This window comes from Halanaerobium kushneri (assembly GCF_900156285.1).
GTDB classification, from domain to species: Bacteria; Bacillota; Halanaerobiia; order Halanaerobiales; family Halanaerobiaceae; genus Halanaerobium; species Halanaerobium kushneri.
In genome coordinates, this window is the sequence record NZ_FTNC01000009.1 from 93,274 (window position 1) to 116,971 (window position 23,698).

The 23,698-nt window shown below is 35.7% G+C and carries 23 protein-coding genes; 20 read left to right on the forward strand and 3 right to left on the reverse strand.

The genetic code is table 11. From position 1 onward, the window contains the following. Nucleotides 1–36 precede the first annotated feature (36 nt). The 9 genes from gatC (at nucleotide 37) to BW929_RS07885 (ending at nucleotide 9,647) form a co-directional block, all read left to right on the forward strand. On the forward strand, nucleotides 37–324 hold the full coding sequence (gatC, locus tag BW929_RS07845) for an Asp-tRNA(Asn)/Glu-tRNA(Gln) amidotransferase subunit GatC (protein ID WP_076544820.1): 288 nt from the start codon (nucleotides 37–39) through the stop codon (nucleotides 322–324). A gap of 25 nt (nucleotides 325–349) precedes the next feature. Next, complete coding sequence (gene gatA / locus BW929_RS07850; protein ID WP_076544821.1) at nucleotides 350–1,792, forward strand: Asp-tRNA(Asn)/Glu-tRNA(Gln) amidotransferase subunit GatA; 1,443 nt, start codon at nucleotides 350–352, stop codon at nucleotides 1,790–1,792. A 21-nt stretch (nucleotides 1,793–1,813) separates the two neighbouring features. Beyond that, on the forward strand, nucleotides 1,814–3,259 hold the full coding sequence (gene gatB / locus BW929_RS07855; RefSeq protein WP_076544822.1) for an Asp-tRNA(Asn)/Glu-tRNA(Gln) amidotransferase subunit GatB: 1,446 nt from the start codon (nucleotides 1,814–1,816) through the stop codon (nucleotides 3,257–3,259). 110 nt (nucleotides 3,260–3,369) lie between these two features. Beyond that, a complete protein-coding gene (locus tag BW929_RS07860; protein ID WP_234978078.1) occupies nucleotides 3,370–3,993 on the forward strand; it encodes an NUDIX hydrolase in 624 nt (207 codons plus the stop codon). A gap of 94 nt (nucleotides 3,994–4,087) precedes the next feature. Next, entirely contained in the window at nucleotides 4,088–4,600 is a 513-nt protein-coding gene (locus tag BW929_RS07865; protein ID WP_076544824.1) for a YeeE/YedE thiosulfate transporter family protein, read from the forward strand. A 19-nt stretch (nucleotides 4,601–4,619) separates the two neighbouring features. Beyond that, complete coding sequence (locus BW929_RS07870; protein WP_076544825.1) at nucleotides 4,620–5,156, forward strand: DUF6691 family protein; 537 nt, start codon at nucleotides 4,620–4,622, stop codon at nucleotides 5,154–5,156. Between the two features lie 65 nt (nucleotides 5,157–5,221). Beyond that, nucleotides 5,222–6,598 carry an MBL fold metallo-hydrolase gene (locus BW929_RS07875; protein ID WP_076544826.1) on the forward strand — a complete coding sequence of 459 codons (1,377 nt, stop codon included), beginning with the start codon at nucleotides 5,222–5,224 and terminating at the stop codon, nucleotides 6,596–6,598. 165 nt (nucleotides 6,599–6,763) lie between these two features. Beyond that, nucleotides 6,764–7,093, forward strand: coding sequence for an ArsR/SmtB family transcription factor (locus BW929_RS07880; RefSeq protein WP_084566130.1), 330 nt, complete (start codon nucleotides 6,764–6,766; stop codon nucleotides 7,091–7,093). Nucleotides 7,094–7,142: 49 nt separating this feature from the next. Continuing rightward, the gene (locus tag BW929_RS07885; RefSeq protein WP_076544827.1) at nucleotides 7,143–9,647 is read left to right on the forward strand and encodes a CoA-disulfide reductase; all 2,505 of its coding nucleotides are present in this window, start codon (nucleotides 7,143–7,145) and stop codon (nucleotides 9,645–9,647) included. Nucleotides 9,648–9,762: 115 nt separating this feature from the next. On the opposite strand, the gene BW929_RS07890 is transcribed toward BW929_RS07885, so the two are convergent. Then, nucleotides 9,763–11,142 carry an MATE family efflux transporter gene (locus BW929_RS07890; protein WP_076544828.1) on the reverse strand — a complete coding sequence of 460 codons (1,380 nt, stop codon included), beginning with the start codon at nucleotides 11,140–11,142 and terminating at the stop codon, nucleotides 9,763–9,765. Nucleotides 11,143–11,159: 17 nt separating this feature from the next. Continuing rightward, on the reverse strand, nucleotides 11,160–12,089 hold the full coding sequence (locus tag BW929_RS07895; protein WP_076544829.1) for an AEC family transporter: 930 nt from the start codon (nucleotides 12,087–12,089) through the stop codon (nucleotides 11,160–11,162). Between the two features lie 202 nt (nucleotides 12,090–12,291). Here BW929_RS07895 and rlmD point away from each other — a divergent pair, with 202 nt between their 5' ends. From rlmD to BW929_RS07925, 6 genes are all read left to right on the forward strand, one after another. Beyond that, entirely contained in the window at nucleotides 12,292–13,656 is a 1,365-nt protein-coding gene (gene rlmD / locus BW929_RS07900; protein ID WP_234978079.1) for a 23S rRNA (uracil(1939)-C(5))-methyltransferase RlmD, read from the forward strand. Between the two features lie 160 nt (nucleotides 13,657–13,816). Then, a complete protein-coding gene (locus tag BW929_RS07905; RefSeq protein ID WP_076544831.1) occupies nucleotides 13,817–14,089 on the forward strand; it encodes a hypothetical protein in 273 nt (90 codons plus the stop codon). Between the two features lie 39 nt (nucleotides 14,090–14,128). After that, nucleotides 14,129–14,362: an FmdB family zinc ribbon protein gene (locus BW929_RS07910; RefSeq protein WP_076544832.1), complete on the forward strand. Its 234-nt coding sequence runs from the start codon at nucleotides 14,129–14,131 to the stop codon at nucleotides 14,360–14,362. 119 nt (nucleotides 14,363–14,481) lie between these two features. Further along, complete coding sequence (locus BW929_RS07915) at nucleotides 14,482–15,624, forward strand: DUF362 domain-containing protein (RefSeq protein ID WP_076544833.1); 1,143 nt, start codon at nucleotides 14,482–14,484, stop codon at nucleotides 15,622–15,624. Between the two features lie 16 nt (nucleotides 15,625–15,640). Further along, a complete protein-coding gene (locus BW929_RS07920; protein ID WP_076544834.1) occupies nucleotides 15,641–16,135 on the forward strand; it encodes a metallophosphoesterase family protein in 495 nt (164 codons plus the stop codon). Continuing rightward, nucleotides 16,135–16,524: a YlbF family regulator gene (locus tag BW929_RS07925; protein ID WP_076544835.1), complete on the forward strand. Its 390-nt coding sequence runs from the start codon at nucleotides 16,135–16,137 to the stop codon at nucleotides 16,522–16,524. Before BW929_RS07920 ends, BW929_RS07925 begins: the two co-directional genes overlap by 1 nt. Nucleotides 16,525–16,620: 96 nt before the next feature. Here the strand turns inward: BW929_RS07925 and BW929_RS07930 are convergent, their stop codons facing one another. Continuing rightward, entirely contained in the window at nucleotides 16,621–16,842 is a 222-nt protein-coding gene (locus BW929_RS07930; protein WP_076544836.1) for a NifU family protein, read from the reverse strand. A gap of 96 nt (nucleotides 16,843–16,938) precedes the next feature. Here BW929_RS07930 and BW929_RS07935 point away from each other — a divergent pair, with 96 nt between their 5' ends. The 5 genes from BW929_RS07935 to pyk all read left to right on the forward strand — a co-directional run bounded on the left by BW929_RS07935 (nucleotide 16,939) and on the right by pyk (nucleotide 23,675). Continuing rightward, complete coding sequence (locus tag BW929_RS07935; RefSeq protein WP_076544837.1) at nucleotides 16,939–20,295, forward strand: DNA polymerase III subunit alpha; 3,357 nt, start codon at nucleotides 16,939–16,941, stop codon at nucleotides 20,293–20,295. A gap of 141 nt (nucleotides 20,296–20,436) precedes the next feature. Then, a complete protein-coding gene (mtrB, locus tag BW929_RS07940) occupies nucleotides 20,437–20,658 on the forward strand; it encodes a trp RNA-binding attenuation protein MtrB (protein ID WP_076544838.1) in 222 nt (73 codons plus the stop codon). A gap of 51 nt (nucleotides 20,659–20,709) precedes the next feature. Continuing rightward, nucleotides 20,710–20,886: a hypothetical protein gene (locus BW929_RS15360; RefSeq protein WP_166637082.1), complete on the forward strand. Its 177-nt coding sequence runs from the start codon at nucleotides 20,710–20,712 to the stop codon at nucleotides 20,884–20,886. Nucleotides 20,887–20,900: 14 nt separating this feature from the next. After that, a complete protein-coding gene (gene pfkA, locus BW929_RS07945; protein ID WP_076544839.1) occupies nucleotides 20,901–21,899 on the forward strand; it encodes a 6-phosphofructokinase in 999 nt (332 codons plus the stop codon). Nucleotides 21,900–21,920: 21 nt separating this feature from the next. Next, nucleotides 21,921–23,675, forward strand: a complete 1,755-nt coding sequence (gene pyk, locus BW929_RS07950; RefSeq protein WP_076544840.1) for a pyruvate kinase — start codon at nucleotides 21,921–21,923, stop codon at nucleotides 23,673–23,675. Nucleotides 23,676–23,698: the final 23 nt, after the last annotated feature.

Sequence of the window (23,698 nt, forward strand, 5' to 3'; positions counted from 1 at the left end):
ATTATAAAATTATCCTAAAGTGAGGAGGAAATATAAATGATTGATAAAAAAGATGTAGAGTATGCAGCAGGTTTAGCACAGCTTAAACTTGATGAGGAAGAAAAAGAAAAGTATACAGAACAGATTGGTGAAATACTTGATTATGTTGATAAGCTGAGTGAACTGGATACAGATGATGTTGTACCAACAGCGTATACAGTACCCATGAAAAATGTACTGCGTAAAGATGAGGTTCAGGAGTCACTTCCGCGTGAAAAATCACTGGCCAATGCGCCGGATAAAAAAGATGGGCAGTTTAGAGCACCAAAAATTATGTCAGATTAAGCAGCTAAGGAGGTAAGATAATAAAATGAATATTTATGATTTAACAATTCATGAACTAAAAGATAAGATTGCTGCCGGAGAAATGACTCCTGCAGAAATTAAAAAAGCTTTTGCAGATAGAATTAATGATGTAGAAGATAGAGTAAAGTCTTATATTACAGTAACTGATGAGCTTGCAGAAAATGGGCTAGCAGATTATGAAAATAAGAAGGATGGTCTTTTAGCTGGGATTCCAATTGCAGTTAAGGATAATATGTCAACAGATGGCATAAAAACCAGCTGTGCTTCAAAAATGCTGAAAAATTATAAACCACCCTATGATGCAACAGCTGTGAAAAAATTAAACGAAGCTGGAGCAGTTATTATGGGAAAAACCAATATGGATGAGTTTGCTATGGGATCTTCAACCGAAAACTCTGCCTTTTTCAACACCCATAACCCCTGGAATTTAGATCGAGCTCCCGGTGGATCCAGTGGAGGATCAGCAGCAGCAGTTGCAGCAGGCGAATGTGCAGCAGCTCTGGGATCTGATACAGGTGGTTCAATTAGACAACCTGCGTCTTATTGTGGAGTAGTAGGTTTAAAGCCTACTTATGGTATGGTTTCTCGTTATGGGCTGGTAGCTTTTGCTTCTTCTTTGGATCAAATTGGCCCTATTACAAAGGATGTTGAAGACAGTGCAATTTTGATGAATGTAATTGCAGGTCATGATCCAAAAGATTCTACATCTATTGAAGGCAAAAAAGAAGACTATACTGAATATCTTAAAGAAGATGTCAGTGGTATGAAGATTGGTATTCCAGAAGAATACTTTAATTTAGATTTTGATAAAGATGTTAAAGAAAGTGTACTATCAGCAGTAGAAAAGCTTAAAGAAGCGGGAGCTGAAGTGGAAACGGTACATATGACAGATGCTTCTTATGCTCTGGCAGCTTATTACGTAATTGCTCCAGCAGAGGCCAGTTCTAACCTGGCTCGTTATGATGGGGTTCGTTATGGTCTGCGCAGTGAACATGCTGCTGATATTAGTGAAATGTTTACGAACACCAGACATGAGGGTTTTGGTGATGAAGTAAAAAGAAGAATAATGATTGGTACTTATGCCTTAAGTTCAGGTTACTATGATGCTTATTATCTTAAAGCTCAGAAGGTTAGAACTCTGATTAAGGATGATTTTGACCGTATTTTCAATGATTTCGATCTAATTATTACTCCTACGGCACCGACAACAGCTATTGAACTGGGATCAAATAGTGATCCGCTAGAAATGTATTATACAGATATCTTTACAGTACCAATTAATATTGCCGGTGTGCCAGCAATGTCTGTACCCTGTGGCTTTGACAGCAAAGAAATGCCAATAGGGCTGCAGTTAATTGGACCTCACTTTGGTGAGGGGAAAATTATTCAGGCAGCTTATACGCTGGAAAAATTATTAGATATTAGCAATAAAAGAGCGGAATTATAAATACTTAAGAGAGGTGAAAAAATGTCCACTAAATATGAAACAGTAATTGGACTTGAAGTCCATGTACAGCTAAATACAGATTCTAAGATTTTCTGCGGCTGCAGCACAGAATTTGGCAAAGAACCCAATGAAAATACATGTCCGGTATGTCTGGGATTACCTGGAACTCTGCCGGTATTAAATAAAAAAGCGGTAGATTATGCAATTATGGCAGGTTTAGCTCTAAATTGTGATATTGCTGAATACTCTAAATTTGATCGCAAAAATTATTTCTATCCAGATCTGCCAAAGGCCTACCAGATTTCTCAATTTGATCTGCCAGTTGCAGAAGACGGTAAAATTGAAATTGAAACTGATGAGGGTATCTTTAATATTGGAGTCACCAGAGTTCATTTAGAGGAAGATGCAGGTAAATTGATCCATGAGGGGAGTATTGATAAATCTAAAGGTAGTCTGGTAGATTATAATCGTACCGGAGTTCCTCTTATTGAAATTGTTAGTGAACCTGATATGAGAACTCCTGCTCAGGCAAGGGCTTATTTAACTGAGCTAAAAATGATCATGGAGTATCTTGAGATTTCTGACTGCAATATGGAAGAAGGCTCTCTACGCTGTGATGCCAATGTGTCCCTGCGGCCTGTAGGACAGGAAGAATTTGGCACTAAAGCAGAGTTGAAAAACATGAACTCTTTCAGTGCAGTAGAAAAGGGTTTAGAATATGAGGTTAAAAGACAGCGTGAAATTCTGGAAGAAGGTGGGGAAGTTGTTCAGGAAACTAGAACCTGGGATGAGTCTTTAAATAAGACAATCTCCATGCGTGGAAAAGAAGAAGCACATGATTATCGCTACTTCCCTGAGCCTGATTTAGTTCCTCTAGAAATTGATGAAGCCTGGAAAGAAGAAATGCGTAAAGAAATTCCAGAACTGCCGCGAGAAAAGTATAAGCGCTTTGTTTCCGAACTGGGGCTGCCTGAGTATGATGCAGGTGTGCTGACAGGAGAAAAAGATATGGCAGTTTTCTTTGAAGAGGTTCTTAAAGACTATACTGACCCTAAAAACTTAAGTAACTGGATGATGGGAGAATTTTTGAGATTATTGAATGAAAATAATCATTCACCATTTGAGTCTGGTGTTACTCCACTGAATCTGGCAAAAATGCTGAAGCTGATTGATCAGGATGTTATCAGCGGTAAAATTGCCAAAGAAGTTTTTGAAAAAATGTATAACAGTGGTAATGATCCTGAGACTATTGTAGAGAGCGAGGGTCTAAAACAGATTAGTGATGAAGATGAATTAGAAAATATTGTTGATGGAATTATTGAAGCTAATCCAGATGCAGTAGAAGATGTTCAGAGTGGTAAGGATAGAGCAATAGGATTTTTAGTAGGACAGGTAATGAAAGAAACAAGAGGTAAGGCCAATCCTGGTCTGGTAAATCAGATGTTGAGGGATAAATTGATGGATTAAATAGAATTTAATTCAATAACTAATAAATAGCTTATTTACTGGTCTCCGGAAAGCTGCATTTTTGGAGGCCAGTAAAATTATTAAAAAATAGATTAATATTATTTTTAAGGGTGATTTTTTTGAAAATTGAAAATATAAAAGCAAAGATTCAGAATAGAATACCCGGACCGACCAGAATACAGCATTATTTTTCAGTTTTAATTCCTTTAGTTGAGATTGATGGTGAGATACATTTAATTTATGAGCTGCGATCTAAGAATTTAAACACTCAGCCAGGAGAAGTATCTTTTCCAGGAGGAAGAATTGAGAGGGGGGAGGAATTCTCTCAGGCTGCTGTTAGAGAATGTAGTGAAGAACTTTTGATTCCAGAAACAAAAATTGAACTTTTGGGAGAAACAGATTATTTAATAACACCATTTAATTTTATAATTTATGCTTTTGTTGGTAAAATAAATGTGAATTCAATTGAAGAAATCGGGGTTAATAATTACGAAGTTGAGGAAATTTTTACAGTTCCCTTAAAATTTTTTTTGAATCATCAGGTGGAAAAGTATGCAGCAGTTTTAAAAAGTGAATTTGATCAGGATTTCCCCTATCATCTTCTACCACAGGGAGAAAAGTATAACCCCAGACAGGGTGATTATCAAATTTATTTTTACCGCTATCAGGGACGAGTTATCTGGGGAATTACAGCAGAAATAACAAAATCTTTTATCGATATCTTAAAACATTAATTTATCTTTATTGGAGGAATTATGCTTTTTGTCTGGAATATGGTACTAACAAACAGTTTAAATAAATTTACTGGGAAAAAGGAGTTGGTTTCTAATGATTAAGTTTATTTTTGCTGACAGTTGGTCACCCTATCTTGTGGGGACATTAATTGGAGTTTTAAGCTGGTTTTCCTTTATAATTTCCAGGAAAGCCCTCGGCACCTCTACCTCATTTGCCAGAGGGTCTGCAAAATTGGGAGCTCTTTTCCTGGGAGAAAAAGTTTATGATTGGAAGTATTATCAGAAATATAAACCCGAACTCGAATGGCAGTCAATGCTGGTAATTGGAATTGTAATCGGAAGTTTTATTTCCGCAGTTCTTTCTGGAGAGTTTAATCTCGCTTTTCTACCTCAAACAGAATTTGAGTCAATTTTAAATCAGAATCTAATCGGCAGAATTTTTTCAGCTTTTACTGGAGGTATTTTACTGGGCTTTGGGGCTCGTCTGGCAGGCGGCTGTACAAGTGGGCACGGTATAAGTGGAACTTTTCAGTTAAGTATTGCCAGCTGGATTAGTTTAGTCGGATTTTTTGTTGGGGGAGCTATAACTGCATTTTTAATTTTTTAATTGAGGCAGGTGGAAAGATATGGAAAGCAAACTTAGATTAATTAAGGGACTGGGTACCGGAATATTTTTTGGTTTTCTGCTTCAGCGAGGAGGAGTAACTGATTATAATGTTTTAGTCGGTCAGCTTCTTTTAGAAGATTTTACGGTAGCCAGGATAATTTTAACTGCAATAGTTGTTGGAATGCTGGGAGTTTATTTTTTAAGCGATAGAGGGCTTGTTGTACTTAAACCTAAGTCCGGTTCCTTGCGGCGTACAATTTCTGGAAGTTTAATTTTTGGAGCAGGTTTTGCTCTGCTTGGTTACTGTCCGGGTACAATTGCTGGTGCTATTGGTCAGGGGAGTATTGACGCCCTTATCCCCGGTCTGCTAGGGATTTTTACTGGTTCCTTTATTTTTGCAGCTTTTTATGAAAAATATAGTAATTTTATAGAGAAAAATAAATTCAAGTTTAATACTTTTCCCGAGCTTTTTAAAATAAATCACTGGAAAATTATTATTCCCTTGACTACTGTAATTATTATCTTTTTATTCTGGCTGGAGAGTATAGGCTTTTAAGTTAGAGAGTCTGGGCTTTTGGGTTAGAGATTTAGAATAAAATTACAAAAATGGAGTGGTTATTTATGTTATTTGAAAAAATAAAATCACCAGGACTTGCTCATATTTCATATTTAATTGGTGATGGTAGTGAGGCTGTGGTGATTGATCCCAGAAGAGACATTGATATTTACTTAGAAAAAGCAGTAGAAGCAGGATATAAGATTACTAAAGTTTTTGAGACTCATCGTAATGAAGATTATATAGTTGGCTCAAATGAATTAAAAGTAAAAACTGGAGCTGAAATTTGGCATGCAGATCGGATGCTGGATTATCAGTATGGCAAAGCTGTTGAGGATGGTCAGGAGTTTAAGGTTGGGAGTTTAAAGTTTAAAGCAATGCATACACCCGGACATACTCCTGGTTCAATGTCTTATCTTCTATATGGTTATGAGGGAGAACCCTGGATGGTCTTTACCGGAGATGCACTTTTTGCTGGAGATGTTGGCAGAATTGATTTTCTGGGTGAGGAGAATTTGGAGAAGACAGGAAGCTGGTTATATGATTCTATTTTCAATAAAATACTGCCTTTGGGAGATGAAGTTATTCTCTGTCCTGCTCATGGTGCTGGTTCGGTCTGTGCTTCAGCAATTTCTGATAGAGAATGGACAACTCTTGGTATAGAAAAGAAGTTAAACCCTAAACTTCAGGTTAAAAATAAAGAAGAATTTATTAATCTTGTTGGCGAAATGTTGGAATATCCTCCTTATTTTAAAAATATGGAAGAATCGAATTTAACCAGACAGGAACTTTTGGCTAACTATCAGCAGCCAGCTGCTCTTTCAGCTGCTCAGTTTACTGAGGCTATGGAAGATGATAATACTTATATTATAGATGTAAGAACAGAAGTCAGTTATGCATCTGCACATCTACCAGGTTCAATTTCTATTCCTCTACAAAATCTTCCAAGTTTTGTCGGTTGGTTTATTCCAACTGGAGCCAGGATTTTACTGGTAACTGAAGGTGAATATCCTAAAGAAGCGATCAAGCATTTATATAGAACTGGTTATGATAATATTCTTGGCTATTTAGGAGGGGGAATTATTAAATGGCATATGACCGGCAGGAATAGTGAAGCGATTAATACGGTTACTGTTGATAAACTTTGTAAATTGCTGGATAATGACTCTGATGACTGGTTTATTCTTGATATTCGCTCTGAGGATGAGCTCGAAGAAGAGGGAGAAATTAAGTATGCAGAACATATTCATTTAACCCAGCTGCCTGAAAATTATAATCAGCTGCCTAAAAATAAGCCAATATATATTTTCTGCGGTAGTGGTTTGAGGTCAATGACAGCAGCAAGTTTATTAAAAAATGCAGGTTATACTAACCAGTGGGTAGTATTAGGAGGTTTGACTGCCTGGAATTCAACAACCTGTCCAGTAGTTAATCATCAATAAAATTAAGGTATAAATCCAGGTGGCCATTTTTGGCCACCTTATATTTTAGCTGGAAAATTTATTTTAAGCTGCTTTGTTAAATAATTCTTAAAATAGCTTGACATTTTATTCACTATATCGTATTATTTAAATAATGCAATACAAATTAAGATTGGAGGTAAAAAAATGCCTTTTTTCACAGGTGAAGAGGGAAAAGAAATTTTAAAAGAACACGGAGATATATTGGAAGAAGAAGCAGAGTTATTAAAAGCGCTTGCTCATCCAGTAAGATTGATAATTGTTAAAGGACTAATGGCTGAAGAAGGCTGTAATGTTTCCGAAATGCAGCAGTGTCTGAATATTCCTCAGTCAACACTATCTCAGCATCTTGCTAAATTAAGAGAAGCTAATATCTTAAATAGTGAAAGAAATGGTCTGGAGAGAAATTATTATGTTGTTAATAAAAAAGCTATGGATATTATAAATGTACTTCAGGATTTTAAAGTAAACAAATAAATTAAAGTTATTAGTAAAAGTTTATTAAAAAATAATTAGGAGGATAATAATGCCTAAGAAAGTAGTTATAGTAGGTGGAGTTGCAGGAGGAGCAAGTACTGCAGCCCGGCTACGAAGAATGGATGAAGATATTGAAATAATAATGTTAGAGAAAGGAAAGCATATCTCTTTTGCCAACTGTGGTTTACCTTATCATATTGGTGAGGTTATAAAAGAAAGAGAGAAGCTATTGGTTCAGACTCCTCAATCTATGGAGGAGAGATTTGATATTGACGTTAGAATTCAGCATGAAGCTGTTAAAATTAATCGGGAGGCAAAAGTAGTAGAAATTAAGGATCTCCAGAGTGGTGAAGTATATCAGGAGAGTTATGATAAACTTGTTCTATCTCCCGGCGCAGAACCTATTAAACCACCACTGCCTGGCCTTGATTTACCTGAAGTTTTTACACTTAGAAATATTCCGGATACAGATAAAATAAAGAATTTTGTAGATGAAAAAAAACCTAGCCGGGCTGTAGTAGTAGGTGGAGGTTTTATTGGTCTGGAAATGGCTGAAAATCTTCATGAAAGAGGAATAGAAGTTTCAGTTGTAGAGATGATGGATCAGTTAATGGGATCACTTGACTATGAAATGGCTGCAATGCTTCATAATCATCTTAGAACCAAAGGTATTGATCTGCATTTAGGAGATGGCATAACTGCTGTTGAAGAAGCGGATGGAAGGAAAATAGTAAAATTACAGAGTGGTAGAACTGTAAAAACTGATCTTGTTATTTTGTCTATTGGAGTAAATCCAAGAACTGAACTGGCAGAAGAGGCGGGGCTTGAAATTGGAAGCAGTAAAGGAATTAAAGTAAATGAATATCTTCAAACTTCAGATCCCAGTATTTATGCTATTGGTGATGCTATAGAAGTTAAAGATCTGGTGACAGACAGGTCGGTTAGAATTCCTCTTGCTGGACCTGCTAATAAACAGGGTCGAATAGCTGCTGATAATATTTGTGGAAGGAAAGAGACATACAAGGGAACTCAGGGAACTTCAATTGCTAAAGCCTTTGATTTAACAATTGCTTCCACAGGGGTTTCCGAAAAGACACTTAAAGATCTAAAATGGGATTATCAGGTTGTTCATACAAATTCTAATAATCATGCCGGTTATTATCCAGGGGCAGTACCGATGATGATCAAATTAATTTTTGCTCCGGATAACGGCAGGATACTGGGAGCTCAAATTGCAGGTTATGATGGAGTTGATAAAAGAATTGATGTTCTGGCTACAGCAGTTAGACAGGAAATGGATATTTATGATCTCCAGGAGCTAGAACTTGCTTATGCACCACCATTTGGTTCAGCTAAAGATCCAGTAAATATGGCAGGTTTTGCTGCAGGTAATATTTTAAATGGTCTGGTTGAGCCAGCTTACTGGCAGGAACTAGAAAATATTGATCCAGAGCAGACAGTAATTCTCGATATTCGCGAAGAAGTAGAAACACAGCTGGGAAGTATTGATAATTCAATTAATATTCCGCTAAATGATTTACGAGATAATTTAGATCAGCTTGATCCCCAAAAGGAGTATATCGTCTACTGTGCTATAGGCTTAAGGGGATATATAGCTGCCCGAATATTAAACCAGAATGGTTTTAGTAAAGTCCGCAATTTAAGTGGTGGTTATAAACTATACAAGGCTGTTAAAGATGATCAGGAACAGGTTATTGAGGATCCGGCTGAAGCAAATTATAATTCTGCAGAAAGTCCGGAAGAAGCAAATCTTGCTGCTAAAGACATGTTAAAATATGGCAAAGGTACAGTGGTAGAACTGGATGCCTGTGGACTGCAGTGTCCGGGACCAATTATGCAGGTATATAAAAAGATGGAGACAATGGAAAATGGAGATATGCTGGAGGTAACAGCAACTGATCCTGGATTTATGCAGGATATTAAAGCCTGGGCTAAAAACACTGGTAATACTGTTCTAAGAATAGAAGAACTTGCCGATAAAATAGAGGTTACTCTTTTAAAAGGCCAGTATAATCAAGGCCAGCAGGCAGAAATGGTTCAGAATACTGCTGCTCAATCAGTTCAAAAAGGAAAAACGATGGTTGTTTTCAGTGGTGAACTGGACAAAGCTATAGCATCATTTATAATTGCCAATGGAGCAGCTGCAATGGGTAATCAGGTAACTTTATTCTTTACATTCTGGGGTTTAAATATTTTAAGAAAAGATGGCCCGGTCAATGCGGATAAGAGTATGATGGAAAAAATGTTTGCTAAAATGATGCCTCAGGGTAGTAAAAATCTGCCACTTTCAAATATGAATATGATGGGAATTGGACCAAAGATGATTCGAGGTATTATGGAGAAAAAAGGTGTTGACTCTCTAGAAGAATTGATCGAAAATGCGGTGGAAAATGGAGTTAGACTTGTTGCCTGTCAGATGACAATGGATATGCTGGGAATTAAAAAAGAAGAATTAATTTCCGGAGTTGAAGTTGGAGGCGTGGCAACTTTCTTGGGCTCAGCAGACGAATCTAACATGAGCTTATTTATTTAAGTAATAAAATAAAGTTTTAGTTAAACCCCGGTCAAAGATTAATTTAATCTTGCCGGGGTTTTATAGTTGCTTTAATGAATATAATTAAAATCTGATAGTCAGTTATTAATAAAAACTATTTAGGATTCATGTTTTTTCTTTTTTCCATTCTGGCAAAAATACTTCTAAATTTTAACCGTAACCAGATTGAAGCTGGCAAAATACTGGCAGCTTCTGAAATTGGAAAAGCAAACCAGAGATATTCTAAACCGAAATAATGCCCCAATAAATACATTACGGGTAGTAAAACAACAATTTGCCTTAAAAATGAAAAGATGAGGCTGGGAAAGCCATTACCCAGTGCCTGAAAAGTAGTTGAAATAATAATTGCAGGTCCAATAACAGGAAAAGCAATACTTATTTTTTTTAGAGCATTTGTACCAATTCGGAGAAGTTCAGGATCGCTGTTAAACATTTTAATTAGTAGACCTGGTACGGTTTGAAAAATTATAAAACCTGTTGTTGTAAAGGTGATTGCGACAAGAAGAGCAGACTTAAAAGTCTTTTTCATTCTTTCGGGATTATTGTGTCCATAGTTATACCCCATAATCGGCATATAACCCTGATTGAGACCAAAAACAGGCATAAAAACAAAAGACTGCAGTCTAAAATAAATACCTGCCGCTGCAATTGCAGTACTGCCAAAACCGGCCAGAATTTTATTCATACCTCCGAGCATAAAACTGGCCAAAAATTGCATTACCATTGCCGGGAATCCAACTATATAAATATCTCTGATTATTTTAAAATCAAAAGAAAAATCCTTCAAAGAAATTTGCAGCTCATTTTTTTTACTGAAAAGTAAAATGTAAATTAAAAAACTACCGCTGATTATTCTGGCAGCAACTGTTGCAATTGCAGCTCCAGCCACCCCCATCTCCGGAAAAATCCAGATTCCAAAAATTAAAAAAGGATCAAGAATTATATTTAAGACTGAGCCAATCAGCATAGCTATCATCGGGGTAAATGTATTACCCTCTCCCCGTAAAATATTATTACTAATCATCGGAAAAAACATAGCTATAGATCCAATTAAAATAATTTTTATGTATTCACTTCCCATTCTAATCAAATTTGCTTTATCTGTAAACAGCTGTAAAATTTGATCAGAAAATAAAAAGCCCAGAATAGCAACTATTACTCCATAAAAAATAGAAAGCATAATACTGTGTTCAGCTGCATTAACTGCTGCATGATTATTGTTCTCTCCCAGTCTTCTAGAAATTAAAGAACTGGCACCTACTCCGGTTCCGACTCCGATCCCGATCAGAATAATCTGAACTGGAAAGGCCAGGGAAAGTGCAGAAAGAGCATCGGTGCTAATACGACCTACATAAATACTATCCACTACATTATAAAGTGCCTGAATAGCCATTGCTATAATTGATGGTATTGAAAGCCTCATCAGCAGAGGAATTATTGGCTCTGTACCAAGTTTTTGAGAGTTACTTTGCATTTTAGGTTCCTCCATTTTTATTTGAAATATGTTGTTAAATAAGAAATTAGTGGGATACTCAGAGCAGCCATTAAAGTTGATAAAAAGAGACTCTCAGCTGCAAAGATATAATTACCCTCATATCTTTCAGCAAAAATCACTCCATTGGCGGCAGCAGGCATTGCAATCTGTAATACAAGTATCGTTCTAACAGGATCAGAAATATTGAATAGGTTTAAGATCATTAATGCAGCTGCTGGTATTAATAATAATTTCAATGCTGAGTAAGATATAATATTTAGATCTTTAAAAATTCCAGTGATTTTAATCTGAGCCAGTCCGCTTCCAATGACCAGCATTGAAAGTGGAAAGGTAGCATTTGCCAGCATATCAACAGCTGTCATAATTGTAGTTGGAAGTTTGATTCCAGTCAGCATTAAAAATAAACCAATGATAATGGCAATAACTCCATTATTAAAGATATCTCTGAGATTAATTTTTTTGTTATCATTGTTTCGTAAAAAAAGGCTGGCTCCATAGGTCCATAAAAAGATATTAAAAACTACTACTCCAATTGAGCCAAAAAAGATACCGTTTTCTGGGAAAATTACATCTATTACTGGTAAACCCATATATCCAACATTACCAAAAATCAGGAAAAATTTAAGAACTACTTTTTTATCTCTGGAAATTGGAAATAATTTAGTAATAACTGTTGCCAAGACTATCAGAATCAGATAAAAAGCAATCCAGTATAAAAATAAATTAATAAAATCTCCCAGCATTTTTGCAGTAATATCGATTTGTAGTGAAGAAATTAGCATAGCTGGCAGGATCAAATCCAAAAGGAGTTTCGAAATAGCACCGGTTTCTTTTTGATCTAAATGTTTGCTGCGCCGGAGAAAATAACCGACAGCAATGAGTAGAAATAATGATATAATTTGTGTTATGACAACCTGAAAGTTCAAAGAACTGCCCCCTTATAAAATTCCTTTAAATTGAATAAAAGTTTGACTGTTATTTAAAATCAATTTGTTTATAAATCATAAATATTCTATCAAATAATTCTACCACAGAAGCATTTAGCTGTAAAGCTGGCTTGATAAGCGGGAGTTTTTTGTGATAAACTTGATAGGGATAAGTTAAGAATTATTTTTAATAGATAGAGGAGTGCCAATTTTGAAAAAAGGTGAGATTAAAAATTTTAAAATAGAAGATTTAGCCCACGGTGGAGATGGAGTTGCCAGAGCAGAAAATGGGATGGCTGTTTTTATTTCTCTGTCTTTACCTGGGGATCTGGTAAAAGCAAAAATTACTAAGATTAAAAAGGATTACGCCTTTGCTGAGTTAATAGAAATTATCGAAGCTGGAGAGGGAAGAACCGAAGCCCCCTGTCCGGTCTATAATGAATGCGGAGGCTGTCAGCTTCAGCATATTAATTATCAAAAAGAACTGGAATTTAAACAAAATAATATTAAACAACTAATTAATCGGATAGCTGAAATCGATAATTTTAAATTAAATGAGGTACTGGCGGCAGATGATGATTTTCGTTATCGTAATAAAGCTCAGTTTCCATTAGCTCTGGATGATAATGATCAGATAACAGCTGGATTTTATAAAAGAGGAAGTCATGATATTGTTCCTAATCATAATTGTTTAATTCAGCATCCTTTAATTAACAGGATTTTAAGAATTACTCTGGAAGAACTGAATAAATTTCAACTGAGTGTATATAATGAAAAGACTCTAAAAGGACTGCTGCGGCATCTGGTGATTAGAGTAGGTACCTGCACAAATCAAGCTTTGCTGGTCATGGTGACTAATGGAGATGATTTTATAGATAAAAATTTAATAGCCAGGACTTTGATGCGCAAAATACCTGAACTAAAGGGAGTAGTTCAAAATATAAACTCTCAAAATACCAATGTTATTTTTGGGAGTAAGGATATACTTTTAGCAGGAGAAAATAAAATTACTGAATATATTGGCAGTACTGCATATTTAATTTCTGCCCGTTCTTTTTTCCAGGTTAATACAATGCAGGCTCAGAAATTATATGATACCGCAGCAAAATATTTGGGGAATACTCACAATTCCAGGGTGATTGATGCCTTTTCTGGTACCGGGAGTATTGCCTTATACCTTGCAGATAAAGCGGAAAAAATATATGCTGTTGAATCTTTGAAGGCAGCTGTTAAAGATGCTAGAGAAAATGCCGGCCTGAATAATGTAAAAAATGTTGATTTTGAATTGGGTAGAGTAGAGGATAAACTGGCAAAGATACTAGAAAAAAATCAGATTGATTCGATTATCTTTGACCCGCCCCGTAAAGGATTGGATCAGAAAACTATTCAGCTGCTGCTTAAAAAGGAGCTAAATAAAATTATTTATATTTCCTGTAATCCAGCTACCCAGGCCAGAGATCTAATGAATTTAAAAGAAAAATATAGATTAGTAGAAATTCAGCCTGTAGATCTTTTCCCTCAGACCTATCATATAGAGTCTGTAGCCTTATTAGAGTTAAAAAATTAGAATTAGTAAATTATTACTACTATAAACAGCGTTAAACTTTAGTTTTCAGTCTCAAACTGTAAATTATTAACTTGCTAAAACACTTTATTTTATGATATATTATTATAAAGTTATATTTTAATTTCAAGAATCAGGAAACTCCATAACTGGAGGTTAAATTATGAACTTATTTTTATTGATTATATTTTTGCTGGTTGGAATTGCCGGTCTTATTTATAATGTTGATTCAGGAGTCTTTATTGGTCTGGGATTAATCCCCTGGCAGATATTAAAAATTAAATTGAAACGAAAATTTGTTTTGACTGCAATAATTATTAGCTCAATCGCTGGACTCAGTTATTTTATCTACTATTCTAAATGGTTGATTGCTGCTTTATTTGTATTTATTCAGCTTTATAATTACTGGGGTTATCTAAATATTGTTAATGAATAAAAATTAAAATAGAAGAAAGGATATGAAGGAGGAATAAAAATGCCGACATATTTATATGAATGTGAAAAGTGTGGTAGATTTGAAGAATTTCAGAATATTAATGATGATGCCTTAGAAGAATGTCCGGAATGTAGTGGTGAGGTAAAAAGAATTATTGGTTCACCTGGAATAATTTTTAAGGGATCTAATTTTTATGTAAATCAGGATAAAAAGAAAGCAACTAAGTCTAAAGCAACTAAGTCTAAGGAAAAGAAAAGCGAAAAAGTTTCTTAATCAGGTATTTATTCAGTTAATGCTTTAAATGCAGTAATTGAGTAAAGTAGAAAATTAAAGAAATAAGCCGGCCTTAGTGCCGGTTTTAATTTTTTCTTGAGCAGAAAGAAGGTAAAAAAATGACTATTGTAGCTGCAAAAAAATGTGCAAGTTATCAAAGGGAAGAACTGGCTGCCAAACTTGATTTATTATTAAATGAACTTGGTGGACTTGATAATTTCGTTAAGCAAGGAGATAGAGTGGTTTTTAAAACAAATCTTTTAATGGGTAAATCTCCTGAGGCTGCAGTAACGACTAATCCAGAATTTATAAGAGTTCTGGCCCAAAAAGTTAAAGCACTTGGAGCAAAAGTGGTTATTGCGGACAGTCCTGGAGGTCCTTTTAATGAAAAATTATTAAAAAGAGCATATCAAAAATCGGGTCTTTACCAGCTGGCAGCTGAGGAGAATCTGGAATTAAATTATAATACTGATTCCAGAAAGCATGAATATCAAGCTGGTAAGATTAATAAATCTTTTCAGCTGGCTTCATATTTAGAGAATGCTGATTTGATAATTAATCTACCAAAACTAAAAACTCATGGCTTAACAATGTATACAGGTGCAGTTAAAAATCTTTTTGGCTGTATTCCAGGGATTCTGAAAGCAGAATATCATCTCAGAATGCAGGCAGTAGAAGATTTTTCGCGGATGTTAAATGATCTGGCAGGACTTGTTAACCCGGCTTTGACAATCATGGATGCGGTTGTGGGAATGGAAGGTGATGGTCCCTCTAATGGAAGACCAAAAGAATTTAACTATTTGCTGGCATCTACTTCTCCTTATTATTTAGATCTGGCAGCTGTCAGTTTAATGGGTATAGATCCAGTAGAGAAGGTTCCGTCGATTAAAGCAGCGATTGATGATCAGCTTATTCAAAAAGATAATTTAGAGCTTAGAGGAGATCCAATCCAGGCTCCAGCTGCAGTAGAAGTTCCCAAAATTGAAAAGGAAAATAATTTATTTGATACCAAATTGCCCACCTTTTTGTCAGATATTTTAGAAAAATTTCTGCGTCCAAAACCAGTTTTTAAAGAAGATAATTGTGTGGGCTGTCGTACCTGTGCCGAGAATTGTCCCCCAAATGCAATTACAATGGTTGATAATTTTCCAGAAGTGGAATTAGAAACATGTATTCGCTGTTTCTGCTGTCAGGAGTTGTGCTCCTATGATGCAGTTGAAATTAAGTATCCACTGCTGGCTCGACTGTTCTTTTCAAAGTAATGGAGGTTTAATAGAAATGAAGATAGGAGTTATTTCAGATACACATCTGCCCGGTGCAGATCAGGATTTTCCGAAAAAATTAATTGAAGAACTAAAGAATGTTGATTTGATTATTCATGCTGGTGATCACTGTGAATTAAGATTTTTAAATAAATTAAAATCTATTGCAGAAGTTAAAACAGTTGCCGGCAACAGGGATAGTTATCAGTTACAGCAGAAGTTAAAGGATAAAATCACTTTTGAGGCCGCTGGAAGGAAGATTTCAGTTATTCATGGTCATCAATTTAGAGGTAGAAATATTTTGCAGGGTTTAAACTACAGTTTTGGTGATAGTGATATTATTGTTTTTGGTCATACACACAGACCTTTTAATGAAAAGGTAAGTGATAAATTATTTTTTAATCCGGGTTCACCAACAGATAAACGCCTGGAAAAAAATTATACATTTGGTATAATAGAAATTGATGAGGAAATAAAAGCTGAAATAAAAATTTTGAAGGAGGAATCTTAATGTCAGTACATGATACAGCACGGAGATTACAGAGAAAATTAAAAAAATCTGATGAATATCAAAATTATCTTGAACTTCGTAAAAAGGTAATGGCAAAAGAAGGTTCAAAGAAGATGCTGCTCGATTATCAGAATTTGATGATGGAAATGCAGAGCAAAAGAATGTCTGGAGAAGAATTGAGTGAGGATGATAAGGAAAGACTTCAAAACCTGCAGAATTTTATTGAAATTAACAATAATGTCAAAAAATATTTAGAAGCTGAATATGCACTCAGTAAGACAATACAGGATATTCAAAAAATAATCTTTTCAGATATAGAAGTAGGAATATCAGAAGCAGAATTGAATTCAGAGCAAGAAGAGTCAGATTTAGAAGCTGAAACGGAATAGAGAAAGAGTGATTGCTAAACAAAAAAGCATCCCCAGCTTGAGGATGCTTTTAAACTCTTTTTATTTAAATGTTAAAAACTTAAATCTGTTAAAATCTTATACAGGTTTAACTTCTTTAACACCATCAACATTTTGTTTTAAAGTTCTTTCAATACCATTTTTTATGGTTAAGGTTGACATTGGACAACCACTGCAGGCTCCTAAAAGCTTAACTTTAACAACACCATCTTCAGTAACTTCTACCAGTTCAACATCTCCACCGTCAGCCTGAAGACTGGGTCTGATTTTATCAATATATTTTTGTACCTCTTCTTTCATTCTTGCACCTCCTAAATTGACATTTGATTATATTATACAAAAAAACTCAAGATTTTACAAGCATAAATTAAGTATAAATTTAAAGGAATGATTTTAATGTCCAATTTTGTCCATCTACATAACCACACAGCTTTCAGTCTGTTGGATGGAGCTATCAGAATTGATTCTCTGATAAAAAAAACAAAGGAATATGGAATGAAGGCCGCAGCTATTACCGACCATGGTGTGCTTTACGGGATGATTGAGTTTTACAGAAAGGCAAAAAAAGAAGGTATTAAACCAATCATCGGAGCAGAACTTTATCTTGCTCCAGGTAGCCGCTTCGAAAAAAGCCGTAAGCGCTATCATCTGGTACTTCTGGCTCAGAATAAAGAGGGTTATCACAACTTGATTCAGTTGGTTTCTAAAGCCTGGCTGGAAGGTTTTTATTATAAACCTCGGGTTGACAAGGAACTGCTGGCAGAATACAGTCGGGGTTTAATCTGTTTATCTGCTTGTCTGCAGGGAGAGATACCACAGCTTATAATTAATGGAAATTATGATCTGGCTAAAAAGGCAGCTTCTGATTATCAGGCGATTTTTGGCAGAGATAACTTCTTTTTGGAACTTCAGGATCATAATTTACAGAAAGAAAAAGAGGCAGCTCAGGGATTACTCAGATTAAGTAGAGAAGAAAAAATTCCGGCAGTTGTAACAAATGACAGTCATTACTTAAATAAAAAAGATGCAGAACTTCAGGATATTCTGCTGGCCCTACAGACTGGTACTACAGTTGATGATGAAAATAGAATGACCTTCAGTGGAAAGGAATTTTATTATAAGTCACCATCCGAGATGCAGGCGCTTTTTCCAGAGCTGGAATCTGCCTATCAAAATACCGGAAAAATTGCAGATAGAGTTAGACTTGACCTGGATTTTAATCATTTTTATTTACCTGAATATCCAGATTTAGGAGAAGCAAAATCTCCGGAGGAGCTTCTGAAGAAATTATGTTTTAAGGGTTTAAAAGTAAAAGGGATGGATTCAGATCAGCAGGCATTAGATAGACTAAAATATGAGCTTAAAATCATCTTTGAGATGGGCTATGCAGCTTATTTTTTAATTGTTTATGATTTTGTAAAATATGCAGAAGATAATGGTATTATGGTTGGTCCCGGTCGTGGTTCTGCTGCCGGTAGTTTGGTAGCCTATCTATTAAATATTACCAAAGTTAATCCCTTAAAATATGGTCTGATCTTTGAACGTTTTTTAAATCCAGAGCGGGTAACCATGCCTGATATCGATATTGACTTTGATGAGAATCGGGATCAGATTATTGATTATGTAAGAAAAAGATATGGTACTGAAAGAGTAGCACAGATCGGAACTTTTGGAACTATGGCAGCCAGAGCAGCAGTCAGAGATGTGGGCCGGGTGCTGGCCATCCCTTATAGTAAGGTTGATCGAGTTGCTAAATTGATTTCTTCTCGCCGAGGAATAGAACAGTCACTAAAAGACCAGAATAAATTAGCGGAACTCTATCAAAATGATCGAGAAATTAAAGAGCTGCTTGATTATGCCAGAGGAGTTGAGGGGCTGCCACGCCATATTTCCACTCATGCAGCTGGAGTAATTATTGGAGCTGAGCCGCTGGCGGAGATAGTACCCCTGCAGCAGCAGGATGAGAGTGTTATTACTCAGCTGCCAATGGGTGATCTGGAAGCACTCGGGCTTTTAAAAATGGATTTTTTAGGTTTAAGAAACTTAACTGTGATTAAAAATACCTTAAAATTAATAGAGAAACGCCGCGATAAAAAAATTGATATTGACAATATACCGCTTGCTGATCCAGAAGTATATGAATTTTTGTCTACCGGAAAAACCGCTGGTGTTTTTCAGATGGAATCATATTTATTTCAGTCTTTGAACAGAAAAATGAAACCGGAGAAGTTTAATGATTTAATTGCAATGTTGGCTCTGGGTCGCCCGGGCCCTCTGGGAAGCAATATAGTTGATGATTTTATTGCCATTAGACATGGTGAAAAAGAGGCTGAATATTTACATCCCAAATTGAAACCGATTTTAGAAGAAACATTTGGCATGATTTTATATCAGGAGCAGGTAATGGAAATTGCCAGCAGCCTTGCTGGTTACAGCATGGGTGAGGCTGATCTTTTGCGTCGGGGAATGGGAAAAAAGAAATTGGAACTGGTAGCTGCCGAAAGAGAAAAATTTGTTAAAGGAGCAGTAGAACGGGGGATTGAAGAAAATACCGCCCAGGAAATTTTTGATCAGATGGAGTATTTTGCTGGTTATGGATTTAATAAATCACATTCTACTGCCTATGCTTTTCTGGCCTATCAGACTGCTTATTTAAAGTATCATTACCCGGAAGAGTTTATGGCTGCTCTTTTTTCTTCGGTTATGGGGAATCAGGATAAGATTGCAGACTATATAAAAGCTTCTCGAGAAATTGGTCTGAAAATATTAGCTCCTGATATTAATCGAAGCTATCATGATTTTACAGCTGAAGCTGAGGATAAAATCCGCTATGGTTTAAAAGCTATCAAAAATGTTGGTTCTGCTGCGATTCAGGCTCTGGTTAAAGCCCGAAAAGAAAGGGAATTTACTTCTTTAATTGATTTTTTGAAAAGGGTGGATATCTCTGCAATTAATGTTCAGTCTCTGGAAGCTTTTATTAAGGCAGGGGCCTTTGATCAGATTGCTGTCAGTAGAGCTTCACTGCTTTTAAATTACGAAGATTTATATAATAAATATAATAATTTAGCAAAACATCGAGCCCAGGGTCAGCAGTCTTTTGCAGAATTATTTGAAGATCAGAATGATTTTATGGAAGAAGATTTAAATTATACCGAAGTAGAAGAGTTAAAAACAGAAATTATTTTAGAACAGGAGAAAGAATTTTTGGGGATCTATCTTTCTGCTCATCCTCTGGATCAGTATCAGGAGAAGCTAAAACATTTAAAAACATATTCTGTTAATCAGGTTCTTAAAGCTTCTGAAGGACAGAAAATTTTAACAGCAGCTTATTTGACAAACTATAAAGAGCACATAACAAAACGTAATAATAAAATGGCTTTTTTAACAGTTAGTGACCAGGATGAAAAAATTGAAGTCATAGTTTTTTCTGATTTGTTTAGAAAAATCAGATTTGATCTAAGAGAAAATAGAGGTCTTTTAATTTATGGTGAAAAAAATGATGATCAGTTAATTGCTAAAAAAATCATATCTTTAAAGCAAAAATTGTTATTGATGGATATTTCTCAGCTTTCTCAAAACAGAATTTCTAAATTGAAAAGGTATTTAATAAAAAAAGAAGGTAATATTCCGGTTCTATTGAAAAGAAATAATAAGCTGATAATTACTGCTGATAAGTATAATATCGACAGCAGTCAGCAGACTCAAACAGAACTGGCAAGAGCTATGCAAAAATCAGAGTATAAATTTATTTAAAGATGGAAATGCTTCCAGTTTATTTGACTCTGAGTCGAATAAAATTTAAAATTAGGATAAACTTTGTGTTAAAAATGTCAAAATTTCTTGACAATGCTTTTTTGCTTATTATATTATTAAGTGGATAAAGGGGGAAAAACCATGGATGTTAATGCTGATTATATTTTAATTAAAGCTCTGGAAGATGGAGTTACAATTATTGGTTTAACCAGAGGCAAAGATACTAAATTTAATCATACAGAAAAATTGGATAAGGGAGAAATCCTGGCTGCTCAGTTTACCGAAAATGTTTCTGCAATGAAAATTAGAGGTAAAGCTGAAATCATGAGCAAACACGGCAGTTTAAATTCTGAGGGAAAATAAAGGCTTTGTTTTCTGATGCATTAAGGATCAGAGATTGAAAGGAGCTTATAAATGTGGCAGGTAGTATATATAGCTTCCTCAAAAGAGGAAGCTGATAATATTTTAAAAATTATGGAAAAAGAGGGCTTTATGGTTCAGGTTGATGATGCCGGCTCCGGCAGCTACCAAATTAAGGTCCCGGCAATTGAAGCTGAAGAAGCCTATTCCTGTTTACATAAAAACTTTTAATTGGAGGAATATAAATGAAAAAAGTAGCAGTACTTACAAGTGGAGGAGATGCTCCAGGTATGAATCCAGCCATCAGATCAGTAGTAAGAACAGCAATTTATTATAATCTGGAGGTAGTTGGAGTTAGGCATGGATATAAGGGATTAATTGAAAAAGATTTTTTTCCAATGGATAGAGGTTCAGTTGCAGATATTGTTCAGCGTGGGGGCACAATTTTGCTGTCAGCACGTTGTGATGAATTTAAAACAGAAGAAGGTAGAAAAAAAGCCTATGCCAATATGAGGGAAGAAGGTATTGATGCAATAGTTGTTATTGGTGGTGATGGTTCTTTGCGCGGTGTCCAGAAAATTAATGCTGAAAGTGATATTAAAGCAGTAGGTATTCCCGGCACAATTGATAATGACTTATCCTGCACTGATTATACAATTGGTGTTGATACAGCTATGAATACAATTCTGGATGCAATTAATAAAATTCGTGATACAGCCACCTCACATGAAAGAACTTTTGTAATCGAATGTATGGGGCGGGATTCTGGTTATCTTTCTTTAATGACAGGTCTTGCCGGTGGTGCAGAATATATTCTGGTTCCGGAAATTGATTTTACACCACAGGAAGTTTGTGATAAAATTACACAAGGTTTTAAAAGAGGTAAGTTACACAGTCTAATTTTAATTGCCGAAGGAGTAAAGGCTCCATTTGCTGATTTAGAAGAATATCATGGCAGTCCCGGGATGGCAATGGGAGATTTAATTAGAGAAAAAACTGGTATGGAAACCAGGGTAACTATTTTAGGTCACCTGCAGCGTGGTGGTAGTCCAACTGCAACTGATAGGATCGTTGCCAGTCGAATGGGAGCTAAGGCCATTGATCTTTTATTAGAAGGTAAAAGAGATAAGATGGTTAACTACAAAGATAATTCAATCGGTTACTGCAAGATTGAAGATGCAATTAAAAAGACTGAAACAATAAATATGGATATTTATAATTTAGCAAATATTTTATCAATGTAAGTTAATAATTGGGAGGTTAATATGCGAAAAACGAAGATAGTATGTACTTTAGGTCCAGCAACAAATGACAAAGAAATAATTAAAAAAGTAGTGGAATCCGGGATGAATGTAGCCAGGATGAATTTTTCTCATGGAGATCATGATGAACACAAACAAAGAATTGAGATGGTAAAAGCTGCAGAGAAAGAGACTGGTCAAACAGTAGGTTTGATGCTTGATACCAAGGGTCCTGAAATCAGAACTGGAGAAATGCAGGGTGATAAGATCCAGCTAGAAGCTGATACTGAGCTTATAATTTCCAGAGAAGATGTTGAAGGTACAACTGATAAAATTTCTGTATCCTATAAAGATTTAGCAGAGGATATGGAAGTTGGAAATAGAATTTTAATTGATGATGGTTTAATCGAACTGGAAGTTACAGCCATTGAAGGTGGAGATGTAGTAACTCGAGTTGTTAATGGAGGAGAACTTGGTTCACGTAAAGGTGTTAACCTACCTGGTGTTAAAGTAAGTTTACCTGCATTAACAGAAAAGGATATTTCTGATATCCGTTTTGGTGTCAGTCAGGGGATTCACTTTATTGCGGCCTCTTTTGTTCGTAAAGCAAGTGATGTAATTGAAATCCGCAAGATTTTAGAAGAAAGCGGAGATGAAGATATTTTTATTATTGCTAAAATTGAAAATCAGGAAGGTGTAGAAAACCTTGATGATATTTTAGAAGTAGCAGATGGAATCATGGTAGCTCGTGGTGACCTTGGTGTAGAAATTCCTGCAGAAAAGGTACCAATTGTGCAGAAGATGATGATCAGAAAGTGTAATGAAGCTTCCAAACCAGTTATTACAGCAACTCAAATGCTGGATTCTATGATCAGAAACCCACGCCCAACGAGAGCAGAGGCTTCTGATGTTGCCAATGCTATTTTTGACGGTACAGATGCCACTATGTTATCAGGAGAATCAGCAGCCGGTAAATATCCAGTAGAGTCAGTTAAAACTATGGCTCAGATTGCAAGAGAGGTAGAAGGTTCAGAAAGTTATAAAGAAAAATTTGCCGGTAAATATGAGTTTGCAGCTGAATCAGTTACTGCTGCTATTTCACTGGCCACCTGTCAGACTTCCGAAGAACTGGGAGCAGAAGCGATTATTACTTCTACCGGTTCTGGTCTAACAGCAAGAACAGTATCTAAATTTAGACCACAGACTCCTATTATCGCAGTTACTCCAAATAAGAGAGTTCTTCATCAGCTGGCTATGACCTGGGGAGTTTCTCCACTATTAGCTGCTAGAAGCTCTACAACTGATGAAATGATGGAAAATGCTGTCTCAACTGCTTTAGACCATGAATTAATAGAAGAAGGAGACTTAGTTACTATTACAGCCGGTACTCCTGTTGGTATTTCTGGTACAACTAACTTAATTAAGGTAGATGTTGTTGGTAAACCAGTTGCTGATGGACAGGGGGTTGGCAAAGGAATTGTTGTTGGTAAAGCTAAACTTGTAAAAACTGCAGAAGAGGCCATGGATAAGATCGAAGAAGGAGACATAATGATTGCTCCAATGACTGACCGTGACTTTGTACCTGCAATGAAGAAAGCAGCAGCAGTAGTTACCTTTAGTGGAGGTTTAACCTCACATCCAGCAATTGTTGGTCTAAATATTGGTATTCCTGTGGTAGTTAATACAGGAGATATTAGTGATGACTTTAAAGATGGTGAGATAATTACTGTAGATGGTGTTAGAGGCTTAGTTTATAGAGGTCAGGCACATCTTAAGTAAGATAGAAATAAAATTATATAGAA